This window comes from Bacillus salitolerans, from assembly GCF_042680805.1.
GTDB lineage: Bacteria > Bacillota > Bacilli > Bacillales > SA4 > Bacillus_CJ > Bacillus_CJ salitolerans.
This window is the reverse complement of sequence record NZ_JBHUEM010000005.1, coordinates 1-26,372: the sequence shown is the minus strand read 5'-3', so window position 1 is coordinate 26,372 and position 26,372 is coordinate 1. Positions and strand designations below refer to the sequence as shown.

General features: G+C 35.6%; 30 protein-coding genes. 29 read left to right on the top strand and 1 reads right to left on the bottom strand.

What is annotated here, in order from left to right:
- The first annotated feature begins 154 nt into the window (after window positions 1-154).
- The 17 genes from ACFSCX_RS05950 to ACFSCX_RS05870 all read left to right on the top strand — a co-directional run bounded on the left by ACFSCX_RS05950 (window position 155) and on the right by ACFSCX_RS05870 (window position 15,574).
- Window positions 155-5,770, top strand: coding sequence for a fibronectin type III domain-containing protein (locus ACFSCX_RS05950; protein WP_377927249.1), 5,616 nt, complete (start codon window positions 155-157; stop codon window positions 5,768-5,770).
- A 129-nt stretch (window positions 5,771-5,899) separates the two neighbouring features.
- On the top strand, window positions 5,900-6,862 hold the full coding sequence (locus ACFSCX_RS05945; protein WP_377927248.1) for a hypothetical protein: 963 nt from the start codon (window positions 5,900-5,902) through the stop codon (window positions 6,860-6,862).
- Window positions 6,863-6,876: 14 nt separating this feature from the next.
- A complete protein-coding gene (locus ACFSCX_RS05940; RefSeq protein WP_377927247.1) occupies window positions 6,877-7,731 on the top strand; it encodes a hypothetical protein in 855 nt (284 codons plus the stop codon).
- A gap of 11 nt (window positions 7,732-7,742) precedes the next feature.
- Complete coding sequence (locus tag ACFSCX_RS05935; protein WP_377927246.1) at window positions 7,743-8,408, top strand: hypothetical protein; 666 nt, start codon at window positions 7,743-7,745, stop codon at window positions 8,406-8,408.
- A 121-nt stretch (window positions 8,409-8,529) separates the two neighbouring features.
- On the top strand, window positions 8,530-9,255 hold the full coding sequence (locus ACFSCX_RS05930; protein ID WP_377927245.1) for a hypothetical protein: 726 nt from the start codon (window positions 8,530-8,532) through the stop codon (window positions 9,253-9,255).
- Window positions 9,256-9,269: 14 nt separating this feature from the next.
- A complete protein-coding gene (locus tag ACFSCX_RS05925; RefSeq protein ID WP_377927244.1) occupies window positions 9,270-9,980 on the top strand; it encodes a hypothetical protein in 711 nt (236 codons plus the stop codon).
- Window positions 9,981-10,595: 615 nt separating this feature from the next.
- Window positions 10,596-10,835, top strand: a complete 240-nt coding sequence (locus ACFSCX_RS05920; RefSeq protein WP_377927243.1) for a hypothetical protein — start codon at window positions 10,596-10,598, stop codon at window positions 10,833-10,835.
- Window positions 10,828-10,956, top strand: coding sequence for a hypothetical protein (locus tag ACFSCX_RS05915; RefSeq protein ID WP_377927242.1), 129 nt, complete (start codon window positions 10,828-10,830; stop codon window positions 10,954-10,956). The genes ACFSCX_RS05920 and ACFSCX_RS05915 overlap by 8 nt, the downstream gene beginning before the upstream one ends.
- 244 nt (window positions 10,957-11,200) lie before the next feature.
- Window positions 11,201-11,374, top strand: coding sequence for a hypothetical protein (locus ACFSCX_RS05910; protein ID WP_377927241.1), 174 nt, complete (start codon window positions 11,201-11,203; stop codon window positions 11,372-11,374).
- A gap of 113 nt (window positions 11,375-11,487) precedes the next feature.
- On the top strand, window positions 11,488-11,892 hold the full coding sequence (locus ACFSCX_RS05905; protein ID WP_377927240.1) for a hypothetical protein: 405 nt from the start codon (window positions 11,488-11,490) through the stop codon (window positions 11,890-11,892).
- Between the two features lie 21 nt (window positions 11,893-11,913).
- Window positions 11,914-12,534 (top strand): hypothetical protein, encoded by a 621-nt coding sequence (locus ACFSCX_RS05900; RefSeq protein WP_377927239.1) that lies wholly within the window; start codon window positions 11,914-11,916, stop codon window positions 12,532-12,534.
- A 57-nt stretch (window positions 12,535-12,591) separates the two neighbouring features.
- Window positions 12,592-12,786 carry a hypothetical protein gene (locus ACFSCX_RS05895; RefSeq protein ID WP_377927238.1) on the top strand — a complete coding sequence of 65 codons (195 nt, stop codon included), beginning with the start codon at window positions 12,592-12,594 and terminating at the stop codon, window positions 12,784-12,786.
- Entirely contained in the window at window positions 12,776-13,630 is an 855-nt protein-coding gene (locus tag ACFSCX_RS05890; protein WP_377927448.1) for a DNA methyltransferase, read from the top strand. Before ACFSCX_RS05895 ends, ACFSCX_RS05890 begins: the two co-directional genes overlap by 11 nt.
- A gap of 28 nt (window positions 13,631-13,658) precedes the next feature.
- Entirely contained in the window at window positions 13,659-13,898 is a 240-nt protein-coding gene (locus ACFSCX_RS05885) for a hypothetical protein (RefSeq protein WP_377927237.1), read from the top strand.
- 65 nt (window positions 13,899-13,963) lie between these two features.
- Window positions 13,964-14,791 (top strand): hypothetical protein, encoded by an 828-nt coding sequence (locus ACFSCX_RS05880; RefSeq protein ID WP_377927236.1) that lies wholly within the window; start codon window positions 13,964-13,966, stop codon window positions 14,789-14,791.
- A gap of 23 nt (window positions 14,792-14,814) precedes the next feature.
- Window positions 14,815-15,075, top strand: coding sequence for a hypothetical protein (locus ACFSCX_RS05875; protein WP_377927235.1), 261 nt, complete (start codon window positions 14,815-14,817; stop codon window positions 15,073-15,075).
- Complete coding sequence (locus tag ACFSCX_RS05870; protein ID WP_377927234.1) at window positions 15,050-15,574, top strand: hypothetical protein; 525 nt, start codon at window positions 15,050-15,052, stop codon at window positions 15,572-15,574. The genes ACFSCX_RS05875 and ACFSCX_RS05870 overlap by 26 nt, the downstream gene beginning before the upstream one ends.
- Window positions 15,575-15,782: 208 nt before the next feature.
- Here the strand turns inward: ACFSCX_RS05870 and ACFSCX_RS05865 are convergent, their stop codons facing one another.
- Window positions 15,783-16,130, bottom strand: a complete 348-nt coding sequence (locus ACFSCX_RS05865; protein ID WP_377927233.1) for a hypothetical protein — start codon at window positions 16,128-16,130, stop codon at window positions 15,783-15,785.
- A 403-nt stretch (window positions 16,131-16,533) separates the two neighbouring features.
- Here ACFSCX_RS05865 and ACFSCX_RS05860 point away from each other — a divergent pair, with 403 nt between their 5' ends.
- The 12 genes from ACFSCX_RS05860 (at window position 16,534) to ACFSCX_RS05805 (ending at window position 26,184) form a co-directional block, all read left to right on the top strand.
- The gene (locus tag ACFSCX_RS05860) at window positions 16,534-16,743 is read left to right on the top strand and encodes a hypothetical protein (protein WP_377927232.1); all 210 of its coding nucleotides are present in this window, start codon (window positions 16,534-16,536) and stop codon (window positions 16,741-16,743) included.
- A 123-nt stretch (window positions 16,744-16,866) separates the two neighbouring features.
- Window positions 16,867-17,130 carry a hypothetical protein gene (locus tag ACFSCX_RS05855; RefSeq protein ID WP_377927231.1) on the top strand — a complete coding sequence of 88 codons (264 nt, stop codon included), beginning with the start codon at window positions 16,867-16,869 and terminating at the stop codon, window positions 17,128-17,130.
- Window positions 17,131-17,181: 51 nt separating this feature from the next.
- Window positions 17,182-17,592, top strand: coding sequence for a hypothetical protein (locus tag ACFSCX_RS05850; RefSeq protein ID WP_377927230.1), 411 nt, complete (start codon window positions 17,182-17,184; stop codon window positions 17,590-17,592).
- Window positions 17,585-18,022, top strand: a complete 438-nt coding sequence (locus ACFSCX_RS05845) for a hypothetical protein (RefSeq protein WP_377927229.1) — start codon at window positions 17,585-17,587, stop codon at window positions 18,020-18,022. The genes ACFSCX_RS05850 and ACFSCX_RS05845 overlap by 8 nt, the downstream gene beginning before the upstream one ends.
- Window positions 18,023-18,143: 121 nt before the next feature.
- Window positions 18,144-19,025 carry a phosphoadenosine phosphosulfate reductase domain-containing protein gene (locus tag ACFSCX_RS05840; RefSeq protein WP_377927228.1) on the top strand — a complete coding sequence of 294 codons (882 nt, stop codon included), beginning with the start codon at window positions 18,144-18,146 and terminating at the stop codon, window positions 19,023-19,025.
- A gap of 151 nt (window positions 19,026-19,176) precedes the next feature.
- Window positions 19,177-20,376, top strand: a complete 1,200-nt coding sequence (locus ACFSCX_RS05835; RefSeq protein ID WP_377927227.1) for a hypothetical protein — start codon at window positions 19,177-19,179, stop codon at window positions 20,374-20,376.
- A 51-nt stretch (window positions 20,377-20,427) separates the two neighbouring features.
- On the top strand, window positions 20,428-20,640 hold the full coding sequence (locus tag ACFSCX_RS05830; RefSeq protein WP_377927226.1) for a hypothetical protein: 213 nt from the start codon (window positions 20,428-20,430) through the stop codon (window positions 20,638-20,640).
- A gap of 367 nt (window positions 20,641-21,007) precedes the next feature.
- A complete protein-coding gene (locus ACFSCX_RS05825) occupies window positions 21,008-21,457 on the top strand; it encodes a hypothetical protein (protein ID WP_377927225.1) in 450 nt (149 codons plus the stop codon).
- Window positions 21,458-22,769: 1,312 nt separating this feature from the next.
- Window positions 22,770-23,729, top strand: a complete 960-nt coding sequence (locus tag ACFSCX_RS05820; protein WP_377927224.1) for a DUF3800 domain-containing protein — start codon at window positions 22,770-22,772, stop codon at window positions 23,727-23,729.
- 305 nt (window positions 23,730-24,034) lie between these two features.
- Window positions 24,035-25,111: a tyrosine recombinase XerS gene (gene xerS / locus ACFSCX_RS05815; protein ID WP_377927223.1), complete on the top strand. Its 1,077-nt coding sequence runs from the start codon at window positions 24,035-24,037 to the stop codon at window positions 25,109-25,111.
- Window positions 25,112-25,123: 12 nt separating this feature from the next.
- Window positions 25,124-25,570, top strand: a complete 447-nt coding sequence (locus ACFSCX_RS05810) for a hypothetical protein (protein ID WP_377927222.1) — start codon at window positions 25,124-25,126, stop codon at window positions 25,568-25,570.
- Between the two features lie 77 nt (window positions 25,571-25,647).
- On the top strand, window positions 25,648-26,184 hold the full coding sequence (locus ACFSCX_RS05805) for a hypothetical protein (RefSeq protein WP_377927221.1): 537 nt from the start codon (window positions 25,648-25,650) through the stop codon (window positions 26,182-26,184).
- Window positions 26,185-26,372 lie beyond the last annotated feature (188 nt).

The window sequence follows — 26,372 nt, the reverse complement described above, 5'->3', positions numbered from 1 at the left end:
AAATATTATATATCACGAGATGGGAATACCCCAGAGTGAGTCTATTAAGTTTCTTAAAATAGGCTTTCTCTGGGGTTTTTTGCGTTTCTCAGGAGGTGTTCGTTATTTATTATCACTTGCTAATAAAAATGAATAAGGAGGAATTGAGTAAATAATGGTCGGAAAAGCTCTAAAAATCACAATTTGTTTTTTACTCGTAGCTGTTAACTTTCTCTATCAACCTAGCGATCTATTTTACAAAAAAACAGAAGCAGCTATAACCGCAAATGGGACAAATCAACCGTTTTCTTACAACTTACCCATCGATTCTAGCATTCCAGAAGGCTATCATACTATCAGAATCTGGGCAGAGGACAATAAAGGGGGGGTATCTACTCAACAAGTTAGAACATTTACTGTAGATAAAACACCACCTTCTGCACCGACTATCAATCTCGCAACGGAGAACTGGCAAAACAGTTCCACTAATTTTACAGTTAGCGGGAGTACAGATGCTATTACTCAATTAAAGTATATGTTCTCACTAGACAATGGTGCTACTTGGACAGAAAGTTCTTTCCAAAATGGAAGCACTCCTCTAGCGGGTTCTGTACCAGCCAATCAAGCAACAACGATCTTTGCTAAATCCGTTGACCAAGGTGGAAATGAATCAGCGGTAGTAAGCAAAACTTTACGACATGACAATGGAAATCCTGTCATCTCAATTAGTCCTAATGGACAGCCGTGGACGACACCTTCTATCTCGGTTGATATCACATTTAGTGATTCATTATCGGGTGTTGATGTAAATGAAAGAAAGTATAAAGTAACGACAAGTACGACTCCACCTGCTACATGGGATACAGCAACGAATATGATCGAAACTGTCACCCTTCCTTCAGAAGGAGAATATTATATTCATGCACTATTAAAGGATAATGCAGGGAATACGGTACAGACAGTTTCCAATGTGTATCAACTACAAAATTTACCACAAGCACCAACTAACTTTAGAACCCTCTCTAATCATGATATAAGCGTTGAAGTGAATTGGGACTTAGTTGGAGGTTACACAAATGGATACACCTATACGCTTGAGAATGTAACTCTAGGTACATCTAGTACTGTTTCACATCCAACAGACTATTTTATCTTTGGTGGTCTGACCGGTGGAACAAATTATGACTTTACCATAAAAGCAAATAATCATGTAGGAACAAGCAGCACATCACAAATTTCAATTCTAACTGTACCTTCAGCACCAGAAAACGTAAATATAAGTTCGGTATCGGCATCAACAATAGATATTAGTTGGGATCCGGTGCATAGTGCAACTGACTATGAAATAAGCATCCATAAAGGTCCTCCCGCTATCTCTCCTGCAGTATATAGAGAGCTAACTGGAGGCGCAACATCTCAAAGAATACCAAACCTAGAACCAGGAACAAGATATACTGTATTAGTTAGTGCGATAAACTTAAGTGGTAACGGGCCCTTTAAGAGTCAGCAATACTTAACCTTACCAGCAAATCCAACAGGATTTACTTCGGTTACAATCCATGAAACTGAGGTGGATTTAGTTTGGAATAGTGTTCCATCAGCCATCAATTATCTATTAAATCGAGATGCCGTTGAGATCATGAATTCAAATAGTACTAGCTTCTCAGATTTGGGTCTAACTGGTGGAACGAATTACACCTATGAAGTTGCAGCTGAAAATGCAACAGGAGTAGGGGAGTACAGCTCCTTAAACGTTCTTACGTTACCTTCGCAAGTAACAGGCTTAACACACTCTAACGTAACACAAACAACAGCCGATCTTTCTTGGAATGGTGTACCAAGTGCGACAAATTACATTGTCGAAGTTGGAGGAATTCAGGCATATAGTGGTAGCTCAACTTCAACAACCCTAAACGGATTAACAGAAGGTTCAATACAAAACATTGAAGTTTATGCAGAAAATGCAAGTGGAAGTGGAACTCCGGCAACGACTAGTTTCTTAACAATACCAGCCGATGTAACAGGTTTAACGGTTTCTTCCATAGAAGAATCGACGTCAACAATCTCATGGGATTCCATGCCTGGAGCAAGCCAGTACGAAATTTCTGTCAACGGAACAACACAAACCGTAGGTGGTACTTCTCTAAATGTTACAGGATTAACTGGAGCTCAAAACTATACAGTTGATGTAAGAGCGGGTAACGGTTCAGGATTCAGTGGAATTACATCTTCTACATTCCTTACAAAACCTTATCAGCCGAATAACGTGGCTATGACTTCTCATAGTGAGACAACTCTTGATATCACTTGGGACAGCATACCAACAGTTACCGACTACATTGTCGAGCTTGAAGGTCTAGATGTTGCAACCGTTCAATCAAATAATGCTAGCCTTACAGGGCTTACAGCTGGTACAGGTTACAACATAACTGTCCGAGCGGTAAATCCAACAGGGCAAAGTACAAAGACAGCATTCTCATGGATTACCCAAACGTTAGCACCAACAAATGTAGTAGCAACACCTGATACATTTGAGGCTGATATCACGTTTGATATTGTGAATGGTGCCGACGAATACGTAATTGAAGCACAAGATGGTTCAGAATTGTATCGAGGAACAAACAATTATGCGACCATTACTGGTTTAGATGATGCTTCTAACTATCAATTTACGATCTTTGCTGAAAATGCAAATGACATTGTAAGTAATGGAACAGATGTAACAATTCTGACTAAACCAAAGCAACCATCCATCATTCCAACTACGATTTCTGAGACCGAAGTAGAGTTTGATTTATCAAGTTCAGGCATTGCAAGAGGAACTGAATTTGTGATCATGCGTGATGGAGCAGAGGTGGGAAGAGTACCAGTGGATACACCTACATTCACAGACACTTTATTAACAGGTGGAACAAATTATAATTATGATATTTTCGTGGAAAATGCAAGTGGTCAAGGTCCAGCACGTTCCATTGCTGTACTAACTCTTCCATCTGCTGTATCGAACCCTGTTTTAGACGGTCAACCGACACCAACAGGCGTAACATATGATTGGGACCCTACCCCAGGATCGGACGGATACAGAATCTATATTGATGGAAATCTAGTTGACGATATTCCGACGAACACGGTTACTTTAACAGGGCTATTAACAGCAACAATCTATGATAATGTGACGATTCGTCCATACAATGCATCGGGTGAGGGAGCAGAAATTGCACTTCCAACCTTTGAAACCTTACCTTCTGAAACATTCAGTCCTTCGGTACTATTCAAAGGCGATGAGACGATTGATTTAGGATGGTCTATTACAGGTAACGATGTATTTGTAATTGAAGTTGATGGGGCAGAAGTCTATCGTGGTCAAGATCCTACTTTTCAAATTACAGGATTGTCACCATCAACCACTTATAGTATTGATATTTGGGCAGAAAATAGCGCAGGTATTAAGAGTACCGTACAGCAATTTACAGAAAAGACTTTGCCTAAAGCACCTGACGATTTACCAATTCTTGAAGTAACAAAAAATAGTGTAAAGTTTGACCTTACACAAACGAATGTGACGGATGGAATAGAGTATATCCTATATCGAGATGGTGTTGAGATTGCTAGACCGTTATTAAGTGATACAGATTTTGTAGACACAGGACTTAATGCAGGGACAGCTTATCTCTATGAAATTTCAACAAATAGTGCGGAAGGCGAGAGTGCTAGATTACCGATAACCGTTAATACAATCACAGATCCAGTTACAAATTTAGTCATCTCAACTGCTCCAACTTCTACAACGGTTGGTTTAAAGTGGGATTTAGTAGCCGGAAGTGATGGCTATGGAGTCTATAATGGTAACACCTTGTTAACGACTGTCACGACAGGTGATACAGTGACTTTAACAGGTTTAGACACAGCAACGGAGTATGGTGACATTAAGGTCATATCCTTTAATGAAGGCGGAAACTCAGAGGCGGTTGTCGCACCAAGATTTGAAACGTTACCATCTGAATCTATGAATTTTGCGGTTGGTCCTAAGACAACAGACACTATCACGATTACATGGACACAAACAGGTAACGATGTCATTGTCATTGAAGATCAATCCAACACAGAGATTTATAGAGGGAAAAACGCACAATTTCAAGTAACAGGGTTAAACCCTAGCACAAACTATACATTTAATGTCTGGGCCGAAAACAGTACAGGAGTTACGAGTACGGTAACAACGCTAACTGCGACTACCGATACACCACCTCCACCGCCAGCACCAAGCCCGATCCCTAGTCCGAGTCCGACACCATCTCAACCAAAAGTTGAGGAGAAGGTAACGCCTCCTTCGTTTAAAGAAGAAGAGAATTCTAAAGTAATTTCGAAAGAACACGTAAGTATTATCTGGCAACCCGTTCCTAACGTGAAGGAATACCACCTAGACCGTAATCATGAAAACATCTATAAAGGGAATAACCCTTATTACGATGACAAAGGGGTTAGACCAGGTGAAACGTATTATTACGAACTAACACTTGAGATGAAGGATGGTAAAAGGAGTGATCCTGTTGGGTTTAATCTAACTATTCCTGATGATATAGCAGGACGAGTGATTGTTAATATTACAGAGGATGAAATTACGTTTACTGACGAAAAAGGTAAAAAAATCGCTGTTATTCAGTTGAGACAAGATAACTTAGAAAACATTATTAAACAAAACCGCACACCAAAGATGAAAGAATTAGTGTTAAATGCTAAGTATCTTGAAGAAATTGTAGATGGCTACCGAGTAGTCTTCACACCAGAACAAGTAGAAATGCTGAAAAAAGAAACGGATAGTAACTTAAAAGTTGTCCTGAAATTAAAGGATGTAAATGTTTCGATTCCATTCCATAGCATTGATTTTAATAAGCTCTCTAGTGAATTAGATAGACACTCTCTTGTATTCGAAATTACGTTTAAACCAAGTACGAAACCAAAGGCATTAAGTCCTGAATATACAGTCGGGATATGGGCAGAAAGTAAGCTTGGAAAACGTGATGTTGACCATTTGCGCGACTATATTGAGCTAGAAGTTATTCACACACCGTATAAGGATAAGTATCCAGTTGCAACAAGAATTTCAGAGAATAAGAGTTACAGTTCTATACCATTCCTCTATGTGGGGGACAACAAAATCAAAATAAAAGCGAAGAGACCAGGTACGTTTACAACTATTCAAAACCATGCAACCTTCTCAGATATCGAAAAGGTATGGAACAAAGATCAGATTGAAGATCTAGCTTCTCGTTTTATTGTACAAGGAAGACAAGATGGAACATTTGGTCCGAATGAAACAACGTCTCGTGTACAATTAGCAGTTTTACTAACTCGTAGCTTAGACTTAGTAAACAAAGCATACGATGGACGATTCAAAGATGTTTTAGGAGAAGAATGGTTTGTAAATGAACTCATGTCTGCAGCAGATGAAGGAATTGTTCGAGGAAAAGCAAATGGCACGTTTGCGCCAAATGCAGCAGTGAATCGTACTCAAGCAGCGTCTATGTTTGCTAGAACCTTAACGTATCTTGGTTTTAATCAAGAAATGTACGCAGCTTCATCCGTTGAAAATTCGTTTAAAGATCATCAACACATTGGAGAATGGGCAGTAAATGATGTGGAAATGTTGTTCAATCTAGGTATTATGTCAGGGAAACCAGACGGAACATTTGGCCCGAACGAGTCCTTAACACGTTCACAAATGACTAAGGTTCTATATGAAACCCTTACACTTTCCGAGTTAAGAAATGACTTTCCAGTAAATAAGTAAACTTGAGAAAAAGATTCATATTGATGGCTTTGTATTAATATGAATCTTTTCTCTTATTTTAAAGAAAAGATTCAAACAATTTTAATCTTTTCTTTAAAATAAGAGTGAATTTTAGAGGGGGGAAAATATATGAAATTTTTACTACGAACAATGATGTCCATATGTCTTCTAATCGGGGGAGTTTTAATTTACTTTCAAGAAGTATCGGCAGCAACACCAGATTTAGATTATGTTAGTTACTATCAAAATACCCCTTTTTATCAAAGTGTAAACTGTGTTACTAAAGGTACATGTGCTGAAAGTGGTTCCTCTGCTTTTACCGTTCCGATAAGTGGTTATTACTCTGGTGTTGGTCGTCTAAGTAGATATGGAGGGACTATGAATGTGGGAGTAGGTCAGATTTGGACGACATCTCCTTCTTATGCTCATATTTTAAATATTGGTACATGGGTTTATGATGGTCCTCCCCTTAATTACGAACAAGAATATTATGGTAGTAGTGTATATCTAGAGGCAGGTCAACTCGTACAATTTAATTATCAAGTTTCCCAAGCGAGAGATGATACCATGTATATCTATATTGTAGGACCGAGGTACGGTCAAGTGCGTTCAGGAGCTGTAAGCTTATATGAAACACCTTTACCTGACTCTGCCAATAAAGTTGTCTTAAAACTAAAACATATGATTGATGATCAAGACGTTTATAACATTGAATATAGCTTCGATAATACAACCTGGCATAACGGAATAATTACAAATAATAGTCCATTAAATTCTCAATATGACTTATTGGAAGTAGAAATGGATACGACTATGACCACCAATGGAAGGAAAACGATCTACGTCCGAACCAAAGGTGACTCCTACACCCAAGCTATGACACCAATCACTACTACGGTACTAGTGAATAATAACGATGATCCTGTTATCAACCTTACTAATCCCTCAAACGATTTAATTCTTTCTAATGTAGAAGGAAGGAACACTCTCGAACTAAGTGGAGAGATAAAAGATAACAATGTAGGTGATAACGTAATAGTCAAGATTACAATTGATGGGCTTAGTGGATATCAAAATAAGGAATTACCGTGAGGAGTGAAATTTTTATGAATAGGAGAGGAAAGATTCTATGTGCTCTAATCATCATAATAGGTCTTTTTATTCAAATAGCTAACATCCAACTTAATAATGTTAATGCAAGTGCTTCGGATTGGGAATACATAGATGATTATGCTCCAAATGTCAAATTTGCTCTTGATACGAATGAATATTGGTATCGATTCAGAATTACAGATGATACACATGTATATGATGTCAAAACGACTAATATTTACGATGATTTGGGAAATACACATAGGTCCATCTATAATATTGGCTCTTATGAAAATACATCATCAAATAGAGATAAATGGATGATGATTGATGAAAACCTACCTTCAACGAATTATTGGTCTGTTCACCAAACCATATCTATTCAAAGACTAAAAAAGAGTAACACATGGGAAACGGTTGGAACGTATAATCCAGATGTCAATTTCCCTATTAATACTGACCAATATTGGTACAGATATAGAGTTACATGGTCCTCCGGGGAACCAGTTTACACTCAATTCAGAGAAGAAAGTGGAGGACCTTGGGGACCCGTAGTAGGAATGATCTATCAAGTTAGCGGGAGAGAAAATCCTGATTATGATAGAGAAAAGTGGATGATGTTTGACGAAGTACTTCCATCAGGAAACTATTTTGTTAAGAATACACAGGTAACCGTACAACGATTAAAGAAAAACAGATTTCCTACTTTAAATCTGACAACAAGTAACAATCAAATTCTATCAGAGGTAAACGGAAGAAATGCCCTTCAATTACAAGGGACATTTCTTGATTCAGATGCGGGAGATCAAATTAATATCCGTTATTCTCTTGATGGATTGCCAACGCATCAAAACAAAGTATTGCCATAGGTGGTGAGTAGGTGAAGAAAAACAAGAAAATTTTCAGCAGCTTCATATTATTGCTTGGGTTAATTCTATTAGCTTGTAGGTTTACAAATATTGAAACTGCGAATGCCATTGGAGCTCCTATTGGAACGCCAATAGCAAGTTTACAACAGTTAGACTACATAAAAATTAAAAACAATACTAATGAATGGATTACTGCAAGGTTTTATCAAGGTACGGAAGTATTCACAGATATCGTTGGAGAGGGTTCACGAAATACAGCCATTAGTGTAGGGACAAACTTTAAAAATAATTTTAGTAATTCAGGAGCAGTAATTAATTCCTTTATTCCAGATGCAAATTATACGTCTTGGCTTCCTACTGAGTTAAAAAAAATCAATTCATCACAATATCCTTATTATTGGTGGACATCTTATAGAGATCATAATCCGTACTACTATGTCGTTGCTAATTCTAGTGGAGATTCAATCCCAGTAGATTCTGGTGACGTTTCACAAGGGATTAGAGTTATCATGCAACTTCATAGTGGTTTAAAAGTCGAAAGTGGAAGTGGTACTATCTCTGATCCATATGTGTTAACTTTTAATACTTCTCCATCAATCAATCTATTAACACCTAACAATACGATTCTATCGGAAGTTAGTGGAAAGAATGGTCTCTATTTGAATGTAGTGTTCTAGATTCAAATATTGGCGACAGCATTAATGTTAAATTCACAATAGACGGTCTAGTAAACTATCAAAATAAGGTATTGCCTTAAAACAGGGTATGAGGGTTAATAGCTTAAGAAAGGTGATACAGATGAAAAAAAGATTAATACCTATCTTTATTATATTGTTAGCTGTTGTAATTATAACGCCTAAATATTTTGACATAAAAAATGTTGAAGCATTTTCCTATACTTCTGTAAATTCATTACCTATAACAATAACTGCTAACAAAACCAGTAGTGGGGTATGGAACAACGAATATTCGTGGAATCATTCAGCTCAAGTATATAGTGGCAACTTAAAGATTACTGATATGAGAGTAGATAATGGTGTAACCGAAGTGAGATTTTCAGGGTATGTTACTTTAAATTACAGTTCCTACGGAGCAGGCTCTCAATCCTACCTCAACACAACTTTTACTGCGAAACTTAATAATAATTATTTACCCTTAATCACCGGTAATAATGGTAATAGCTACAATTCAGTAGCTAAGTGGGCAGAATGGTATCCCGATACTAATACATGGTTTCCTACATCAAATGGTAGTCTGAATTTTCATTTTGAAAGTAGAGGATATACTTCTCAAAATGGTACTAATTATAGCCAAGTAGTTGCTACGGAAATAGGAACAATTAACTTAAATTCAGCACCTACATTATCTCTATCAACCTCTAATAATCAAATTCTTTCAGAAATCAGTGGAAAGAATTTGATTGAATTAACCGGGAATGTTAAGGATCAAAACAGTGGTGATAGTCTATTAATCAAATATAGCGTTGATGGTTTGGCCAGCTATCAAAATATAGTATTGCCATAAAGGAATGATAGTGAATGAAAAATTTTTTTAAGAAAACTTGTTTAATATTTTTTATGATTGGAGTTCTTAAGGTAACTCCAATTAATGATAAGGATGTTCATGCTGCTGGAACACAGTATTATTACAATAAATACACTGTCCAATCCTATGAAATATATTCTGAAAGTAGTTGGATGAATGGCGGAGGCTTTGATGGTATGGAAGGTGATCCAAATTATACGACTTCCGACAAATATTCTAGCTACACATTTGCCTCAGTACAAGGAAGGTATATTGAAACTGGAACCTTAGTAGGTGGAGATTACGCAAATATGCAGTGGTATCCCATTGGAAGTTATTATGTAGATAATAACTTCTCCAAAAATACTCTTTATAAAATAACTGGTAATTCTGGTGGATGGATATATGTTGATAAAAAGGTAGTAAGTGTTAGTACAGGTGAAAGAAGAGGGACTTTAGTTCAGTCTAATGTTGTAGGAGTTGATGGAACTTATCCTAATAACGGAAAACATTCGGATGGGTATTGGTATGTTAAAGGTTCGATAGTAAACAATACACCAACTATCAATCTCACAACTTCTAATAATCAAATCTTATCAGAAGTTAACGGGAAAAATGTACTCCAATTGAATGGTAATGTACTAGATACAGATATTGGCGACACCATTAATGTAAAATTCAGCATTGATGGCACAACGGGCTATCAAAGTAAAGTATTACCATAGGTGGTGAGTAATGAATAAGTTTAATAAGATTACATCTTTAATTTTGTTGGTGATTGGAGTTTTTATAATACTTTCTTATAATAACCATGTCAAGAAGGTAGAAGCGAGTACAGTGTGGGAAGAGTACTTATTAGATTATCCGAATGTTAATGGTGGGTCTAGTTATGCTCTAAATTTCTATCCTAGCATTAATTTAAATGGTCAGAATTACTTAAATATGTACCAGTGGTCATTTAATGAATATATCAATGATACTAACTTAAATTTTAATATGTATAATTACTGAGTTGTTGTACATGACAATCTAGGTGGTTCTACAACCAGTATGATATATAGGGGTTATAGTGGAGATGTATTAATTCCATCAACCAATAGTTATATTGTTCTCAAAGGAAACTAAAAAATGCACAACCTACCATAATATTATCGACTATTAACAATCAAGTACTGTCAGAGGTCAGCGGAAAGAACTACCTTCAATTGAATGGTAGTGTACAAGATTCTGATAATGGTGATTTACTTCAAATCAAGTACTCAATCGAAGGGGTAAGCGGCCACCAAGACAAATTATTGCCATAAAGGAGGATAGTTTATGAGGAGGATAATTAAGATTACTTGTTTTACGACTGGCAAGATATTGTATATGCTAAAAAAGCGAATGTGACACCTACTATAAACATAACAACAATCGATACTCAAATATTATCTGAAGTTAATGGAAAGAACTCAATTCTGTTGTGTGGAACTGTGAACCATCAGAACACTGGTGACGTGACATTAGTCAAGTACAGCATCGATGGGTTAAGTGGACATACAAAAAAACACTTCCATAGAAGGGCGGTAAATTATGTTTAAGAGAGTACTTATCGGTACTTTTATCATATGTCTTGCAAGTGGCATTATATATTCGTTTGAAAATGTATCAAAAGTAAAGGATGCTCCATCAAATATGATAGTTAATAAAACCTTATTATAAACAAAACTGAAGGTAAAAATAGTAATTTATCATAGTTAAAATCAATAAAATAAAGTATAATAAAGGTGTTAGTTTATTCTTTTCTTTTTTCTTGGCAAATCCTATGCAGGATTTAGCGGTTAATGTATGAAACAATGCAGTCCGTGGACTGATTTTAAAGACACAGGCATTCGTCTGTTCTTTTTTATCAAACTCCGCGTGGCTGCTTTTTTTATTTAATTAAACGAATAGGGAGGATGAAGGTGTGAAACTTGTTGAGTTACTGTTTGTTCTTTGCTTCGTTGCCTTTTTCTATCATTGGGCATATTTGCAAAGTGAAAGAAAGAAGGGTAATTCCAGATGGCTTATGCATTTAGGCTTTTGCATTGTATATGTCATTGCTACAAGCATTGTTTCTATCAATGTATTTTTTGCATAGTCACAAGAGAAAGTAATTTATTATGAATAAGGCTTCTGCCTTGAGATGAGACCGAAAATTGTACGCTTGTACATATTCTCGGTCTTTTTTAATGAAAACAGGAGAGTGAGAGAATGGAAGCATTTAAAAACAGAATGGTAACCAACGGAATGCAGGTGGATTGTTATCGCAATCTACATCATGGTGGTTTTAGCATTCGAGAGGCAAAGAGTGGAAAAGTATTAGCTCATGCTGATCAAGTTACACTGTCTGATTGTCGATTTATTGTGCAACAGACCGGACGACGAAAAACAGTGGAGGAACAAAAGAAGCGGGTTCATGCCTTTGTGCGAGGGAAGTTTGTTCATGCAGATCAACCTCGAACTGAAGAAATGAGCCGAGTCATTTATTACAATCCTTATACCAATGAACACTTTATAGATGCTGAAACGAAAGAAATCGTGGAACACGCACCTATTGTTCATTTTGAGGGAAAGGTTTGTTATTCCACACCAGGAAAGCAATCTACACTATTTTAATGTGTAAATGGAGGTATTAACATGCAAAAGAATATCTTTGAAGTAGATAACTTTCACGATTTTAAAGAGCTAGCACATCAATGGGCAGTTGAAGGGATAAAGTCACATTTTAGTCGTGATTGGGAAGAAGAACGACGAGCTCAATATTATCCCTCCACCTTATTCATGAAGTTTATGGATATGGTACTTGTATATCGAGACTACTATAAGGGTTATTTAATGAGAGATACAGCTGAACAAAAAATAAGAGAGATTGAAGTGCGATTTAACGAAACTATACAACTCACTAAATCCGCGATGGACGTTTTTTTCATTTGGCAATGGCTACAACAGATTAGTGAATGCATAGGTGGTCCGTTGCAAGATCATGAAGAATTTGATGCACTCTGTCTTGTAAATCCATTATATGAAAAAGGTTTGATTCCATATGGTACATACGAACTTTTTATCACCGAAGAGAGAAGTTATGGTCCTATCAAATGTTACATGAAGGATGATACATTTCATTTTTCACATATCGATTGTTCCGTAGACCAAGCTGGAAATTTACCTAGAGAACCAGAAGATGAGATGTACTATACGATATATCGTGTTGTGAATCGTCTTCTAACACAGTTAAAAACGACACAAGTATTCGTTTAGGGGGAAAGGGAGAGCTTAGGTTTTCCCTTATTTTAAATACAAGGAGAGGTTACAATAATGAATCAAACATTAGCAGAGAGAATTTATGAGGTTATAGCATCAAAAGGTGAACCAATGCCACTACCCGATATCCAGCAAGCCATTGAGGACAAACCGATATCCTCTATTCGAGGACGAATCTATGACAATCTTGGGAAACTATTTAAAAAGATTGCTAGGGGCGTTTATTGGATTGGCTTGCGTGGTCATTGAGGGGGATGGTCGTAAAGATGGAATGCGTTTGTTTTCGGACAATAGCGTGGATGCTATCATTTCAGACCATCCTTGGCTAGATCCTAAGTCTAACAAAGGTGGAAATCAGAATTTCACAAGTGACTATGATTGTTTTCGCTATGAACTAAGTGATTTTGAAGAAAAAGCGAGAGTCTTAAAACCAGGTCACTTTTTGGTTGAAATTTTGCCCGAAGAAAATGCTTCTAACTTTGAGTATCTCTATCAAATAAAGAAGATGGCAGAACAGGCAGGATTGTATTACTATACAAAAATTCCATGGAAAAAAGGGAATGTTGTAAGCAATACAGGAAGGAAATCAAAAAATGTGGAGGACGTGTGTTTCTTTGCTAAAGGAAGGCAAGCACGAAGTCTACGACCTGATGCCAAAAAAATCTTATCAGGTGAAAAGGATGCAAGAATGTCCGGTACGAGTTATATGTTACCGACCGCCTTTACCAGTGAAGAGGAAGAACCACTATTAGACATAAAAGAATTTGATTGTCAGCCTCCAAGCAAAAAGGAACGAATTCATCAAGCGGAAAAGCCAGTGAGCCTAAGGAATCTGATTTTGGAAGCCATAACCCTACCTGGTGAAGTGGTGATTGATCAATATGCGGGTTCAGGATCTAGTGGAGAATCTATCCTTTATAAAAAACGGATTGGCATTCTATTTGAGATTCTCCATTCCAATATAGTCAATATTGCATCCCGCTTAGGTGCGAAAAATGTCCTGAAGCTTACGGAATTAATGGATGAACAACCAAAACGTGAAGAGAAGTCTTTAAATAAACCTAAAGTAGTAGAACAATTAGCGTTCTTATAAAAACTATTTGATAAAGGGAGAGGTATATATGATAAGGACAAAGGGAGTAAAAACAACTCAAAAAACGATTACATTTCAAGTGAGCACTAGATGTTGCAATCAGATTATCGACATTCCAAATGTCACAAAGGAACAAGTCCAGCTGTACAAAAAGGGAGCTCACGTACAAGTAGCGTTCCCTCACGTAAAAGCATCGGTTAGAGAAGTGCTGATAAGTGGTACATGTGAAGATTGTTGGAATAAACTATTTGGAACTGATTGTGAATAGAAAAAGAAGCGGAGCAATTACTTTGAACGTTGAGGTAATTGCTCTTTCTAATGGGAGGAATTATGATGCACATTCAACCTATGCTTGATTTAGCTGAAGTACAGACAGACCGAACATACGGCTCTTGGATTGTCTCATACAAAGGAGATCAAGATTGCCGAAAGTTAGCTGATCGGCATTACAACCGTATAAAGTACGGTACAGTAGGTAGTCCACATTGGACTCGGCCCGGTGATAATCTCATTTTACGAAATGCGGATTGTACAGCTGTTTGGGTGAGTTGGCGGAGCAAGTATAAGCGTAAGGATTCTTATGGATATGCATGGGAAAATGTCATTTTTAGGAACGAATCTACTCAGCTAAGTAGTGAATTAATCAAGATGGCCATGTTTGCAACGGTGAAGGAATTCGGTGAACTCCCTCATGATGGTTTCATTACCTATATCGATAGTGAAGAGGTAGGAACAACGCATAATCATAACCCAGGGTATTGTTACTTGAAGAGTGGCTTTGTGAAGCAACCTAAAAAGAGTAGTAAAGGTCTTATTTGCTACAAGACCGATCAAGCTGCCTTAGACCTCGTATTAAAAGAAATGGGCGTAGTTTATTACCTCGAATATTGTAAGCATATGATTGTGGTTGCCTTAAGAGATGGTGATTTTATGGAAGCCGAGTGGTTTCAAGAGGAAGCTGAAAATCAACTTGAAATTTTAGCAGACTTGCGAGAGGAAATGAAAAACAAAAATTTGAAAGCATGGAGTTCTTTTTCAAACCCTTGTACGAAACTCGATTTACACATGGTTACGGATCCTTACTGCACATGGCATATCGAGGATGAGTACTTGAAAGCCATTGGATTAGCTGAGGCCTTTGAATCGTTTGAAGAAGAGTAAAAATTCAAAAGGTGGTATTTAGCATGAAAACAAATAGAACCGTACTTGAAATTCAAAAATTAAAAGAAGTTAATGCATATTATGAGATTACAGACAGTATTGGAGAGGTTCATAACTTATTATACCGTGGTGAGATATTTGATGAAGCGACATATTCATGTACTTATATTTTCTGGGAAGATGGAGATCGTTATAAAATTGTAGAGATGCATGAACACGAAATAAAAAAAGTAACAAAAATAGAGGGGGAAAAACACCGTGAGTCTAACTACGCTAGGATTTAGTCAAACCTTATCTGCGTGTGGATTTTGGGAATATTGCAACCTCGGAAAAGGAGATTGCTACTATGATGTTACTGGAAAAGACACGGAGGTTAAGGACTACTGCCGTTGTTATCAACGACACCATTCTTCTCCCCCTCAAAAAGTAGTAATTGAGAAAAAGGTTGTTACAGAAGAAAAAGTGTCCGTGACACCGGTAAGGAAAACAGTAGAGCCAATTGGTGATCTAGTCGGTATCAGCTTAATTGATTCCACAGGAAAGGCTCTTAAGAGAGGTCAATCCTATATTTTAAAATCTACCAATCTAAGCATCGGGACTCATTTTTACGTTTACTCACTAGATGGCAAATGGCTCGGGTGCTTTAGTAAAGAGGACTTCTCCATTGAGAAAAATTTAGATATCTCTCAAACAGACCAAAATCTAAAGCAAGACCCTATTCAGGATGAATTGGATATCAAACTTGATGAACAGCCATTAGGTCAATTAAGTTTGTTTCTGTAAGAGAAGCTATTAGTGAATCCATGCAAGTTATGGTCGAGCTGATATTGAAGACTATGAAACGTAAGTATTTAGAAGAATCAGCATATATAAATAGAAAAAAAAGACAGGAAATTTATATTTTTCCTGTCTTTTAATTTTTTAATCAAAAATCATACTATGATTATTAAATTCTAACGTAATAGGAGGAATTTGATCTTTGATTTCACTTTCACCAGTTATCAGTAATGGAATATTCCTTACCTTCTTCTAACTCTTCTAAAGGTAATTCCCCAATTTTTGACATTAGGATTTCTCGTGGTTTTTTATTTGAAATCTCTTCTACTACTAGTACATCTAATACATCAATACCTTGTATCTTAATAGTTTGTAGTACATCTACATCATTAGTCTTTTCTAATATAATAAATTTGATATTAAAGTGAACTTTTTCATCATATTTATGTTGGTAGACTACTGATGGTTTAACTACTGGTTGTTTGATATAAACCATATATACTAGGTAACTACCTAGTAGTAGCATTAATAAGAGCCCACTAATAATCGAATATCTTTTCAAAGTTTGGTCCCTCTTTTAAAGACTCTCTTCAAAACCTTGTTACATTCATCTTATTATACATATTTTAGACTTTATGTTTTATGACTCCATATTGAGGTAAGTTATTTTAAACTGAATTGAAATTATCTATGGATTATTGTAAAAATATGCTATAATTTTAGATGTAATTCTTTTCTTTTTCTTTTTTCTAGGCAACTTATTTTTTATAAGTTAGCGGGTTAATGAGTAAACACAGGAGTCTATGGACTTAGAATCATACTATTTTTTAGTATGTTCTTTCCCAATGACTCCTTTTTTGTGTTTATCGGGAAAGAAAGGAAACATTGAGTGGCATGATGAAAGGCGATTAGCAAAGCTAATGGTCTTTTTTTCGTGATATTAAACATAGGGAGAGTGTTTTCAAATGGTAGAAGTAAACAAGGTTTTCACAGGACAAACATTTACAGAATTAGGCTTCACAGATTGTACAGAGAAGGCTATATGTAATGCTGTTGAAACAAAGAGAGGTAGTAAAGTAGTCGTTGACCGTAACGGTGAGTTACATGTATTTCAAGTCATTCACCCTGAACAAGATTTATGGACGTATCAAGGTCCATTTTCAGAGAAGGAATAAGGAACATTACCTATTAGAAAATTGGTGCATAAGCTAACTAAGGAGTCTCAAATCCCTCACCAGTATTTCCAATATGGCTCATTACTTTTAATTAATGTGTCAACTGGAACGGAGCCTTATATCTTGCAAGAATATGCTGTATATAAGCGCAACGAGGAAGCAGAAACGTACCACAAATTCGAATCGATTACTGTTAGTTGGATGTCGGATAAGAACTTAGAGGACTGGCTCGTTCACCATGAATCCTTAGATATTAACCAAATGGAAGGAATGTTAGGTGGAACACCATTAAAAGAATGTAACCGTTATGGAATTGATCATATTATTTCTTTTACTCAATATGAGAAATTCCAGGGGGCCTTTAAGGAGTTTGCAGCTAACTATTAATCTTCAGAAGTTTGGTGAACTACATTAGAAAAGAATCGGAGGACATGTTACATGGTAATGTTAATAGAAAATTTTGTGAGATTTAAGATTATGAAGGACGGCATTACTCTATTTTCGGATTTATCAGCATGTGAGGTTAGAGAGCACATTTATGAGTTCTTATTAAATAGTGAGCTCAAATTTTCTCCTACCTTACAAGAGCATTGGAATGAAGACACAGATAAACTTGAGATTTTTATGCATTCTGATAACTGGGAAGATGAAGAAAACTACGAGAAATACGAATCGTATTATGATCAATGTGAGGAACTAGGGTTTTCTGATGTTGACGATGAAGTAGCGACACACAATATCTTGAAGTATCTAGGTATTGAGGTCATCTTTACTCATATTGAACAACCCGACAATACAAAAATAAATATCCCTGAGTCTTATCAGGATGGAGGGGCTACAAATGTTTAAGGAGTGGCTTACAACCTTCATTGAAGAAAAGGGATGGAAGGACGAAGAAATTATCGTTCAACAGGAAGATTTTACTCATACAGTAAGCATGGATATGTTTGTTGAGTATATGGATAGCTTAGGTGAAGAAAATGCAAAGAACATAAAGGCGAAAGTCATTCATTTAGACTTTCACAATGCTGATGTCTTGGACTTTTTTCACCAGCTAATGAAAGGCTATTTTATTGCTGTTGAAATGATTTTAGATAATACTACCGAGGAAAAGCAAGGGGAAATGATTTTAGAATGTTTAACTTGTAATCAGCAACATATCAGTAACGAAAATCTATGGGATGTATATGCAATCCAATGTCCGAAATGTAAAGTATGGGAAGAGGGTTGTAATAACAGAAATATTCATCTTTTTAAAGTGATAGAGTTTTTACGTTAATGGTGTATGAGGAGAAGTGGTTATAAAACATCAGTATGAGAAAACGCAATAGTGAAGGGAGGAACGCCCTCTAGTAGTGTAGAGAGGGTGCGTCCTTCTTTACCTATTAGCGGGTATTGTTATGAACAGAGCCAAGTTAATCAAGCTTGCAGAGAGATTAGCCATTCCATTACCGAGTGAAATGCCACCTTTAGAAAGCTTTACGGAGTTTCACTTCAACACGAGCGGAGGCAAAGATTCAATCGCCCTCGCCCTTTTAATGCTTTATGGATATAAAGTACCGAGACATAAAGTAAAGTTTGTTCATATGAGGGTGGATGGTCCGGAAAGCGAAGAGGCATATTTTGATTATCCCGAAACAGATGCTTATCTTACCTATGCAGCTGAAAAATTAGGCTTGGAATTAGTGATGATTGCATCTGATAAAGGATTCAAACAAAGAATTGTGGAGAGAGGGAAGTTTCCAGCACCGAATGCCCAATATTGTACGTCCTCTTTAAAAAGGGATGTCTATGCGAAATGGGTACGAAAAAAAGGTCCTGGTCATTACCTTTGCTTGAGTGGTGAAAGATCCTTAGAAAGTTCAAGGCGTTTGGAGATTTTGTCAAAAGGTGTATTTCGTGAATATCCCGCTGCAAATGCTCCTACGAAAGGAAGATTTGTTGACTGGTATAGACCAATCCACCATTTGACCGAAACGGACGTGTGGACACTAATGGAACATGCGGGTATCGAACCTCATCCGTGTTACACAAAATACGATATGAGCAGATGCTCTTGTAAATTCTGTTTCTACTTATCACCAAAAGAAATGCTGAGTGTTTCTAAGGCATTTCCTGAAGAATTTGAAGCACTTTGCAAACTTGAAGAAGAAATGGGCCACACCATGAGGTTTGAAAAAGGGAAACCTATTACACTAAGGGAGTATGTAGCAAAAGCCGAGCGAGATTATGATCAAATATCGTTCGATGAATATATACTACCCTGCCAATCTGTTGTCTAATGATACAAACAAATATATAACTGACATATTCCTAAATCGTTATGTATTTAATCATAAGACAACCATTGAGCTTGAGTAGAACAAGAAGAGGTTATTGACGTAAAAAGTCAGTAACCTCTTTATTTATATCAAACAAAGAGAGGGACGTTGTATGTTCAAAGAATTTCAAATTGACGCAAGAAAACAAGAAAGAAAATTCTTGAGGAGTCTAAAAAAACAAGAGTATTTCCATACCGTGACTGGAGCCGTAAATACAGTTGTGGAGATCTCGAAGTGCCACCTTACCATTAAAACCATGAAAGGTGCGAAAGCATGGAAATTATCCAGAACCCGTTTACGACAAGCCATTTCCTATATCTTTTACAGAAGAACAGCTATTCGTAAGGATTTAGAGACGTACACGCAGTTTACTTCTGCCATGCTAGCAATCCTTTTTCAATGTTTTAATGGGACGGCACATGTAAAGAGGTTAAAAAATGGTTTACTTCGGCTGACACTTACAGGCGTGAGATTCCATGCTTCCGGAACTGAAAGAGATCCGTTCATTCGAACCCTACTAAAAAAAGTATCAGGTAAGTACGTTTTATTTAACTACTTTCACATACGAAAGGATAAACACTTTCACCAGGTATTAGAAAGTGAAAATCTATTTTGCGTGATCGATAGCGGGGCATTCAGCGTCTTTAAAAGAAAAGAGTTACTGAAAACTAAACAGAATCATGCGATTCAACTCCATGAACCGTTTCAAATGGAGCTCTTTGAAGATGGAGAAGTCGATTATATCTCCTTAGAAGAATATGCTGCTTTCATCAAGGAACATTGTCATAACAAACGAATTCTCGGTTTCTTTAATTTGGATGTCATTCATAATCCAATTGAAACTAAAAAGAATTTCAATAAGTTAAGGCAACTAGTTCCTCATGCAAAAATCTATCCTGTATGGCAATGTACTGATAGTTTCGAGGAATTAGAGCAGTTGGTGAATGATCCTAGTAATGAAGTGGTGGGAATAGGTGGCCTGGTTCCATTCTTAAGCAACAGACAAGAATTTGTTCGAGACTTGTTGAACCATATCTTTGCCAAGTACCCACAAGGAAATTACCACTTCTTAGGGGGCGCTAACTCAATGCTGCTGGAATACCCGTTCTTTTCGACGGACACAACAGCCTTTCTGAATTGTAGAAAGAATGGTGACCGAAAAGTATATGTACCAAGCGGACATCGAGTAGAAGCACCCATGGACATGGATACCGTATCCATTATGACTCAAAACCTTGAATTTTTATCTGGTCTGGAGAAAAGAAAAATGGATAAGCAGCTATCCTTTGAGAATATGTTAAACATTGCATAATTAGATGACTATGAGGGCGAATAAAAACTAGATAAGTAGAGGTGTAGTGTTATGAGGGATACGATTATTGAAAAACGTTGTGAAGTAACAGACTATTTTCTAATAAACGTGAAGAAAAGAAGAATGACCAAAAAAGGAACGATTACGGGGTATTACCTTAATGATTTTTGGCATCCATATACATATCGTGCATTTCATATTGAATTTGACGACGGCACCAAAAACACGTATCGGGCCAAAGATGTGAAAATCCTATCGAATTAGGTCATTTGGTAAGTAAAAATATATTTCAATTAAGAAAAGAGGATATAGAAATGAAAATGACACAGGCACAAATAATACAAGCTGTTTCGGAGTTAACGGAAGATACACATACTCTTACATGGTAAGAAAAGAAACTTAAAGGGAACAAAGTAATACTTCATCCAAGTTGGGCTAGTTTCGTCATATCATTCTTAAAAAATGGTAAGGAACTTTCTTTTTCAGCAAGGGGCGTTACAAAAAGATTCAATCCGTCTAACACGGAGGAGATTAAAGCAATATTGGTAGGATTTGAGGTTATTTGAACAAATCTATGAAAATTCTTATCCAATAGTTCAGAGGCTTATGAATAAACTTACGGAGGTATGAGATGAATCCAATTACGGATAAGCAGCAGAATGCAATTAATGTCGTAGAAAATGTTCTACAAATAACATTCGAGGGGAATACAAAACAAGAAGCGTTCCTTTGGTTAAGAGAGCATGTTCCCAAAGCGAAGAAGACTACCGTACTAAATCCAGTTACGGATAAGCAGAAACATGCCATTAATTTAGTAGAAAACATACTACGAGTCACCTTTACAGGTACAACCAAACAACAAGCTTTCCTTTGGTTACAAGAATTTGTTCCAAAAGCGGTAAATGCCATCAATGAACATCATTCTTTATGGAGAGGCGTACAAGCATTAGCCAATTTCGATTCAATGTCGAAATTAGGTATTCCTGAAGGATTAGATCCATATCCAGATGAGTTAACACCTACGATGGAAAGTCTTAGAAAACGGATTGCTATTGATTCATTACTAGTAGAACGGTTTTGAGATGAAATTTGTCCATGATTTGACAAGTTACATTAAAGTAGATGAATGTTAATTTAATTCACCTTCAAAAGATAATATGTAATCCACTAGTACAAAAATAGATGTTGTATTAGCAGATCCACCATATTAAACGGCAAATAGCAAAAATTAATGACGAATCTCCGTAGTTTGGTTATCAGACTATGGAGATTTTCTTTTTTTGTTCTAAAAAAACTACAAATACAGGTAGCATATTGGAAGTAAATACTGAAACTATTGTCAGTAAAATATATTTTTAACATGTTAGAATAATAGTAGGAATATATTCCACCTGATATGAATATAGTTAATAAAGGTCATACTTCTATACATTGGAATCTTTAATAAGGGGGATTCCAGTAAACGATGAAGAATCATAATGGAGAATTGAATACTGTTATTGCTGCTATGACATTTGTTGTGTTACTTCTAACCTTAGTTGTTAGCATGATTGAAGTTTTAAACTAATAAAAAAAGCCACCTAAAAGGTAGCAAAAAAATGAGCCGACCAATGTATAGAGTATCAAAGGTCTAGGCGAAGTGTCGTAACCACATTCGCTTGTTCCTATCCTTATGAGAGTAAATAAGGTATTAGAACCTAAAAATATATAAAGCTCACCTTATTATCTCAAATAGTGTTCACTTATTCAACGGGACATCAATCCATCTCCAAAGATAAACATTTTTAAGGAAGGTTAGATTGATAATATTCCTGCAGATAGTCCTTGTAACTACATACGAGGACTATCTGTTACTTTTTATTCTTCTAAAAACATCTTCAAGTGTTCGATATATGGACCAATTTCATATCTTTTAATTCATATCACTACTTTAATTCGCATGTCATAACTTTAATATCCATATCACTACTTTAATATCCATATCACTACTTTAATACATATGTCACAACTATAATTCGTGTGAACACTTACAAGAGAAGGGTAATCCCTTCTCTAAAAATTAACATTCATAATTGTTCACATAATATTAATTTTGTGAACAATTAATTTACTAATCAAGTAAATAATGGTAAAATTAGAAAAAGAGCAAAAAAAAATGCTCCTCATAACGAGCAGCTGCCTAATGAAAATATTGTGTTAAAAGTTAGTCGGATGACTTTGATCGTCCCTTGAGACGGGTACTCATCGATCCTCGATACATTAGTCGTTCCTAGGAACGGGTTGGTTATCGTATTTCTATAATACTACTAAAAGAGCAAAATGTAAACCGAAGTTAAGTAAGATTATTTAAGGTTAACTAATAATAATTTATATAATTTGAAATGAGGTGTTATATGCTACAGGTTTTTAACGTTGAATTGATGGATATATTCTTTGATGAAAGTGGACGGAATAAAGACAAACCTACAACGATGGGCGGACTCTTATTCCCTACACGAATTTATAATACATATGAGTTTAATAGACTATCAGAGAAATTACGAAATAAAGAAATGAAGCTTCATTGGACCGATTATGCAGGGTATTCTAAATTACGTGACGATATTACTGAAACCATCCATATTTTTTCTAGATATGCTAAATTCACTAAGATGAATGTCATTAATTATAATCCACATACCTTAAATGAAAGAAATACAATGTTTAATGGTAAAGACTTTTCGGATCTGATGATTTACACTAAACTTCCAGAACGTATTTTCTATGGATTGCTGCGAAATTATGGTTCTGATGTCTGGATTAAAGCTAATATTTATATTGAAGAAGCTACCAAGTATACAAAATTAAATCTTCCTCAAAGAATGATTGAGCAATTAAACACACAATCCTTGTATCGTGGCGAGCAATACAGTGTTCTTAATTGTGAATTAGAGCCTAAAGGAAAAAGGATTGGCTTAGAGTTAGTTGATTTACTCTTAGGAATTATACGAACTATTATTACTAATGTGCAAATACCCTTTGGAATTTCGGATGTAGAACTAAAACGGCAATCTCTTCAAAGTAAGCATCGAAAAAATGAACTAGTCGTTGCCTTGCTTCATAATCAAGACTTTTACACGTTCTTATCAAATATCAAATATTACGAATGGAACGGTAAAAAAGAGCTTACTGAGATCAATTTTGCTGAGTATCTTACCCTCTTTGTCGCTTCTCACCATAGAGAGTTTGAGAACGCAAAACCAGAGGAAAACTTTACAAGGCGTGTTCCAACTCGTCGTTACCGTAAATTTATATCAAAGAGTATGTCTACTGGCCGAAGAACAGTACGTGGTAGAAATAGAAAAATGGAGTGATAGTTCTGAATAAATCAGGATGGGTTATAGAGGTTCAAAACGGCTTTTATTCTCATGAGGGTATTACCACCCTTCCCATGCGGAATTCTTTAATTCTGAGGAAGATACAGATTTTCACAAGGGAATTTTAAGGAATATGAATGAACCTTATGTCGAGTCTTGTTTTGCTAATATTCAAGTAAGAGATAATAAAAAACGGGTTTTTATTTCTTAATACACCATAATTAAATTATGTAAACTAGTACATATAAACTGTTTTCTGTGAACAGTTGTCGAAATTAGTCGAATTGATTGGAGTTGATAGCTTGAAGACACAAAACCTCGTGAACGCAGAGTTACTTAAACAAAAAATCGAGAGACTCCCTTATTATGTTATTCGATTCATTGAGTCCAACTCACATATGGCCCCCTCTTCCCTTTTAGCATATAGTAGTGACATTGAAGATTTCTTTAATTGGCTCATAGCTGAAGGAATATCCAAATCAAAGACAGTTAAAGATATTGAGGTTTTGACGTTAAACGATTTAGATCGTGATGAAATAGATATGTTTATTCTCCAGTTAAAAAATCAAAAGAATGGTCGTGGTATTCCCCTCTCTTCTGCTACCATCAATCGAAAGATTTCTGCTCTTAAATCGCTTTTTCGATTTTTAAATGTCACGGATGTTCCTAAAGTTCGTAGACCTTATATAGAGCGTAATGTCATGAGTCAGATACAATTACAAAAGAATAGTTCTAGTGAAGACATTCGAATAGATAATATCCAAAATAATATCTTGATTGAAGAAGAGATCCAGATATTCCGAGAGTTTGTAGCTGAGGGGTTTGGGATAAAAGAGGAAGTATCTAAAAGCAAACGCCTATTTAACAATTGGAAAGACAATAAAGAACGAGATACGGCTATTATCTCCCTTCTACTCGGTACAGGACTTCGAATTGGGGAATTGGTTGATGTTACCCTCGATGATATCGATAAAGTGGGTAGAAAAATGAAGGTTTTACGAAAAGGAAATGATTTCAGATATATTTCTTATTCAAAACGGGCAGAGCAAGATTTATTGAATTACTTAGAAATTCGTGAGACTAGGTACAAAGCAAAAGGTGTAGATGCCTTATTTGTAAGTACCTATGGAGGTCAATGTAAACCTCTTACAAAACGTGCGATGCAAAAGTTGATTGAAAAGTATGCCCTTTATTTCGGGAAGCCTGATGTAACAGCACATAAACTACGACATAGTTTTGCTACAAATCATATGAAAAAGGTTAACAGTATCCCTATCTTACAAAAAATATTAAATCATGCTAGCCCTAATACAACGATGATCTATGCAAAAATCTTTGATTCAGAAGTTCAAGAAAGTATTGATAAAGCAGATGAATAATAGGAGGTTAGAATGAAGCTGCATGACGATGGATTTTTAGGTGTTCATTTAATTACTGATTCAGGATTTACTTTGTGTGATTTCTTTAAACCCGTTGAAGATAGACAGTATATAGGTGAAATATCAGAGGTTACCTGTGCCACTTGTATTAGCAAACTAGAAGTGGTTACGGATGAACAAATTCAAATTTTCATAAATTCAATTCCGGCTTTTGCACCGGATAATTATAATAGCAGCCATAATAAAAAACATTACATTCATGTATTTGATGATACCTATATTAAAAAATCGAAACTACAAAATGAATTTAATGAGATATTTGAGTATACTGTAACGAATACATTAGAACATGAAGAAAAACTCATTCAATATGGAAAATTAAAATTGTTAGTTGAATTACTAAACTATGATAAGAAAATCTTAGATGATATTTTTACACCTGGCCTGATAAAACATTAAAATTAATCTATATATTATTGACTCATTTTTTAGCTAAGCATTTTATAATCGGAAAAATTTAATGGGATGGTTGGTAAATGAATGTAGAAAATAGTAATTTTATTCGTTCTCCAAGACTAATTGACAATAACTACTTTCAGGCATCTTTTTTTATTGCTTTAATTCTATTTTTGATCTTGAATTGGACTTTGGTGATGGAGTCATTTTTATTGCAAACGAATGTTTTACTAATACAAACAGTGTGGTTTTTGTTACTTTTAAAAACTGGAACTTATGTTCATGAGTATTCACATTACTTTGCTGCAAGATTTATATTTAATATTAAAACATTTGTCTCGATTAAAAAGAGACGTTGTATCCCTTTGAAAGCATTAACACCTAATCAATTTTTAATAATTGTAATTTTCCCGAGTGTTGTTCAGGGAATTATTTGGATCACTTGCTATTTATTATTTGAAGACTCTTTTATTTATTTAAGTTGTCTATTTGTATATTATTTTGTTGGATCATTAAGCGACATATGCCTGTTTTTTAAAGCTCTGCCCTTGGTTAACAAGAATGTATTATTAAGATACAAAGCGAGTGGTACTTTTCAAGTAAAACAATTATATTAAAATCCCAAAAAATGATATGTTTTTAATGTCTACTCTACACTTTAAACGACCATTTGTGACCGCCAAGTAAAATGACACAGCTTTTGCTCAAATAAATGACACACTTAATTGGAAATTTTTTTAATACAAAATGTGATCCCACGACGTTATTTTCTAAAAACACAAAAAGAGCCTATCTAACAAGTAAT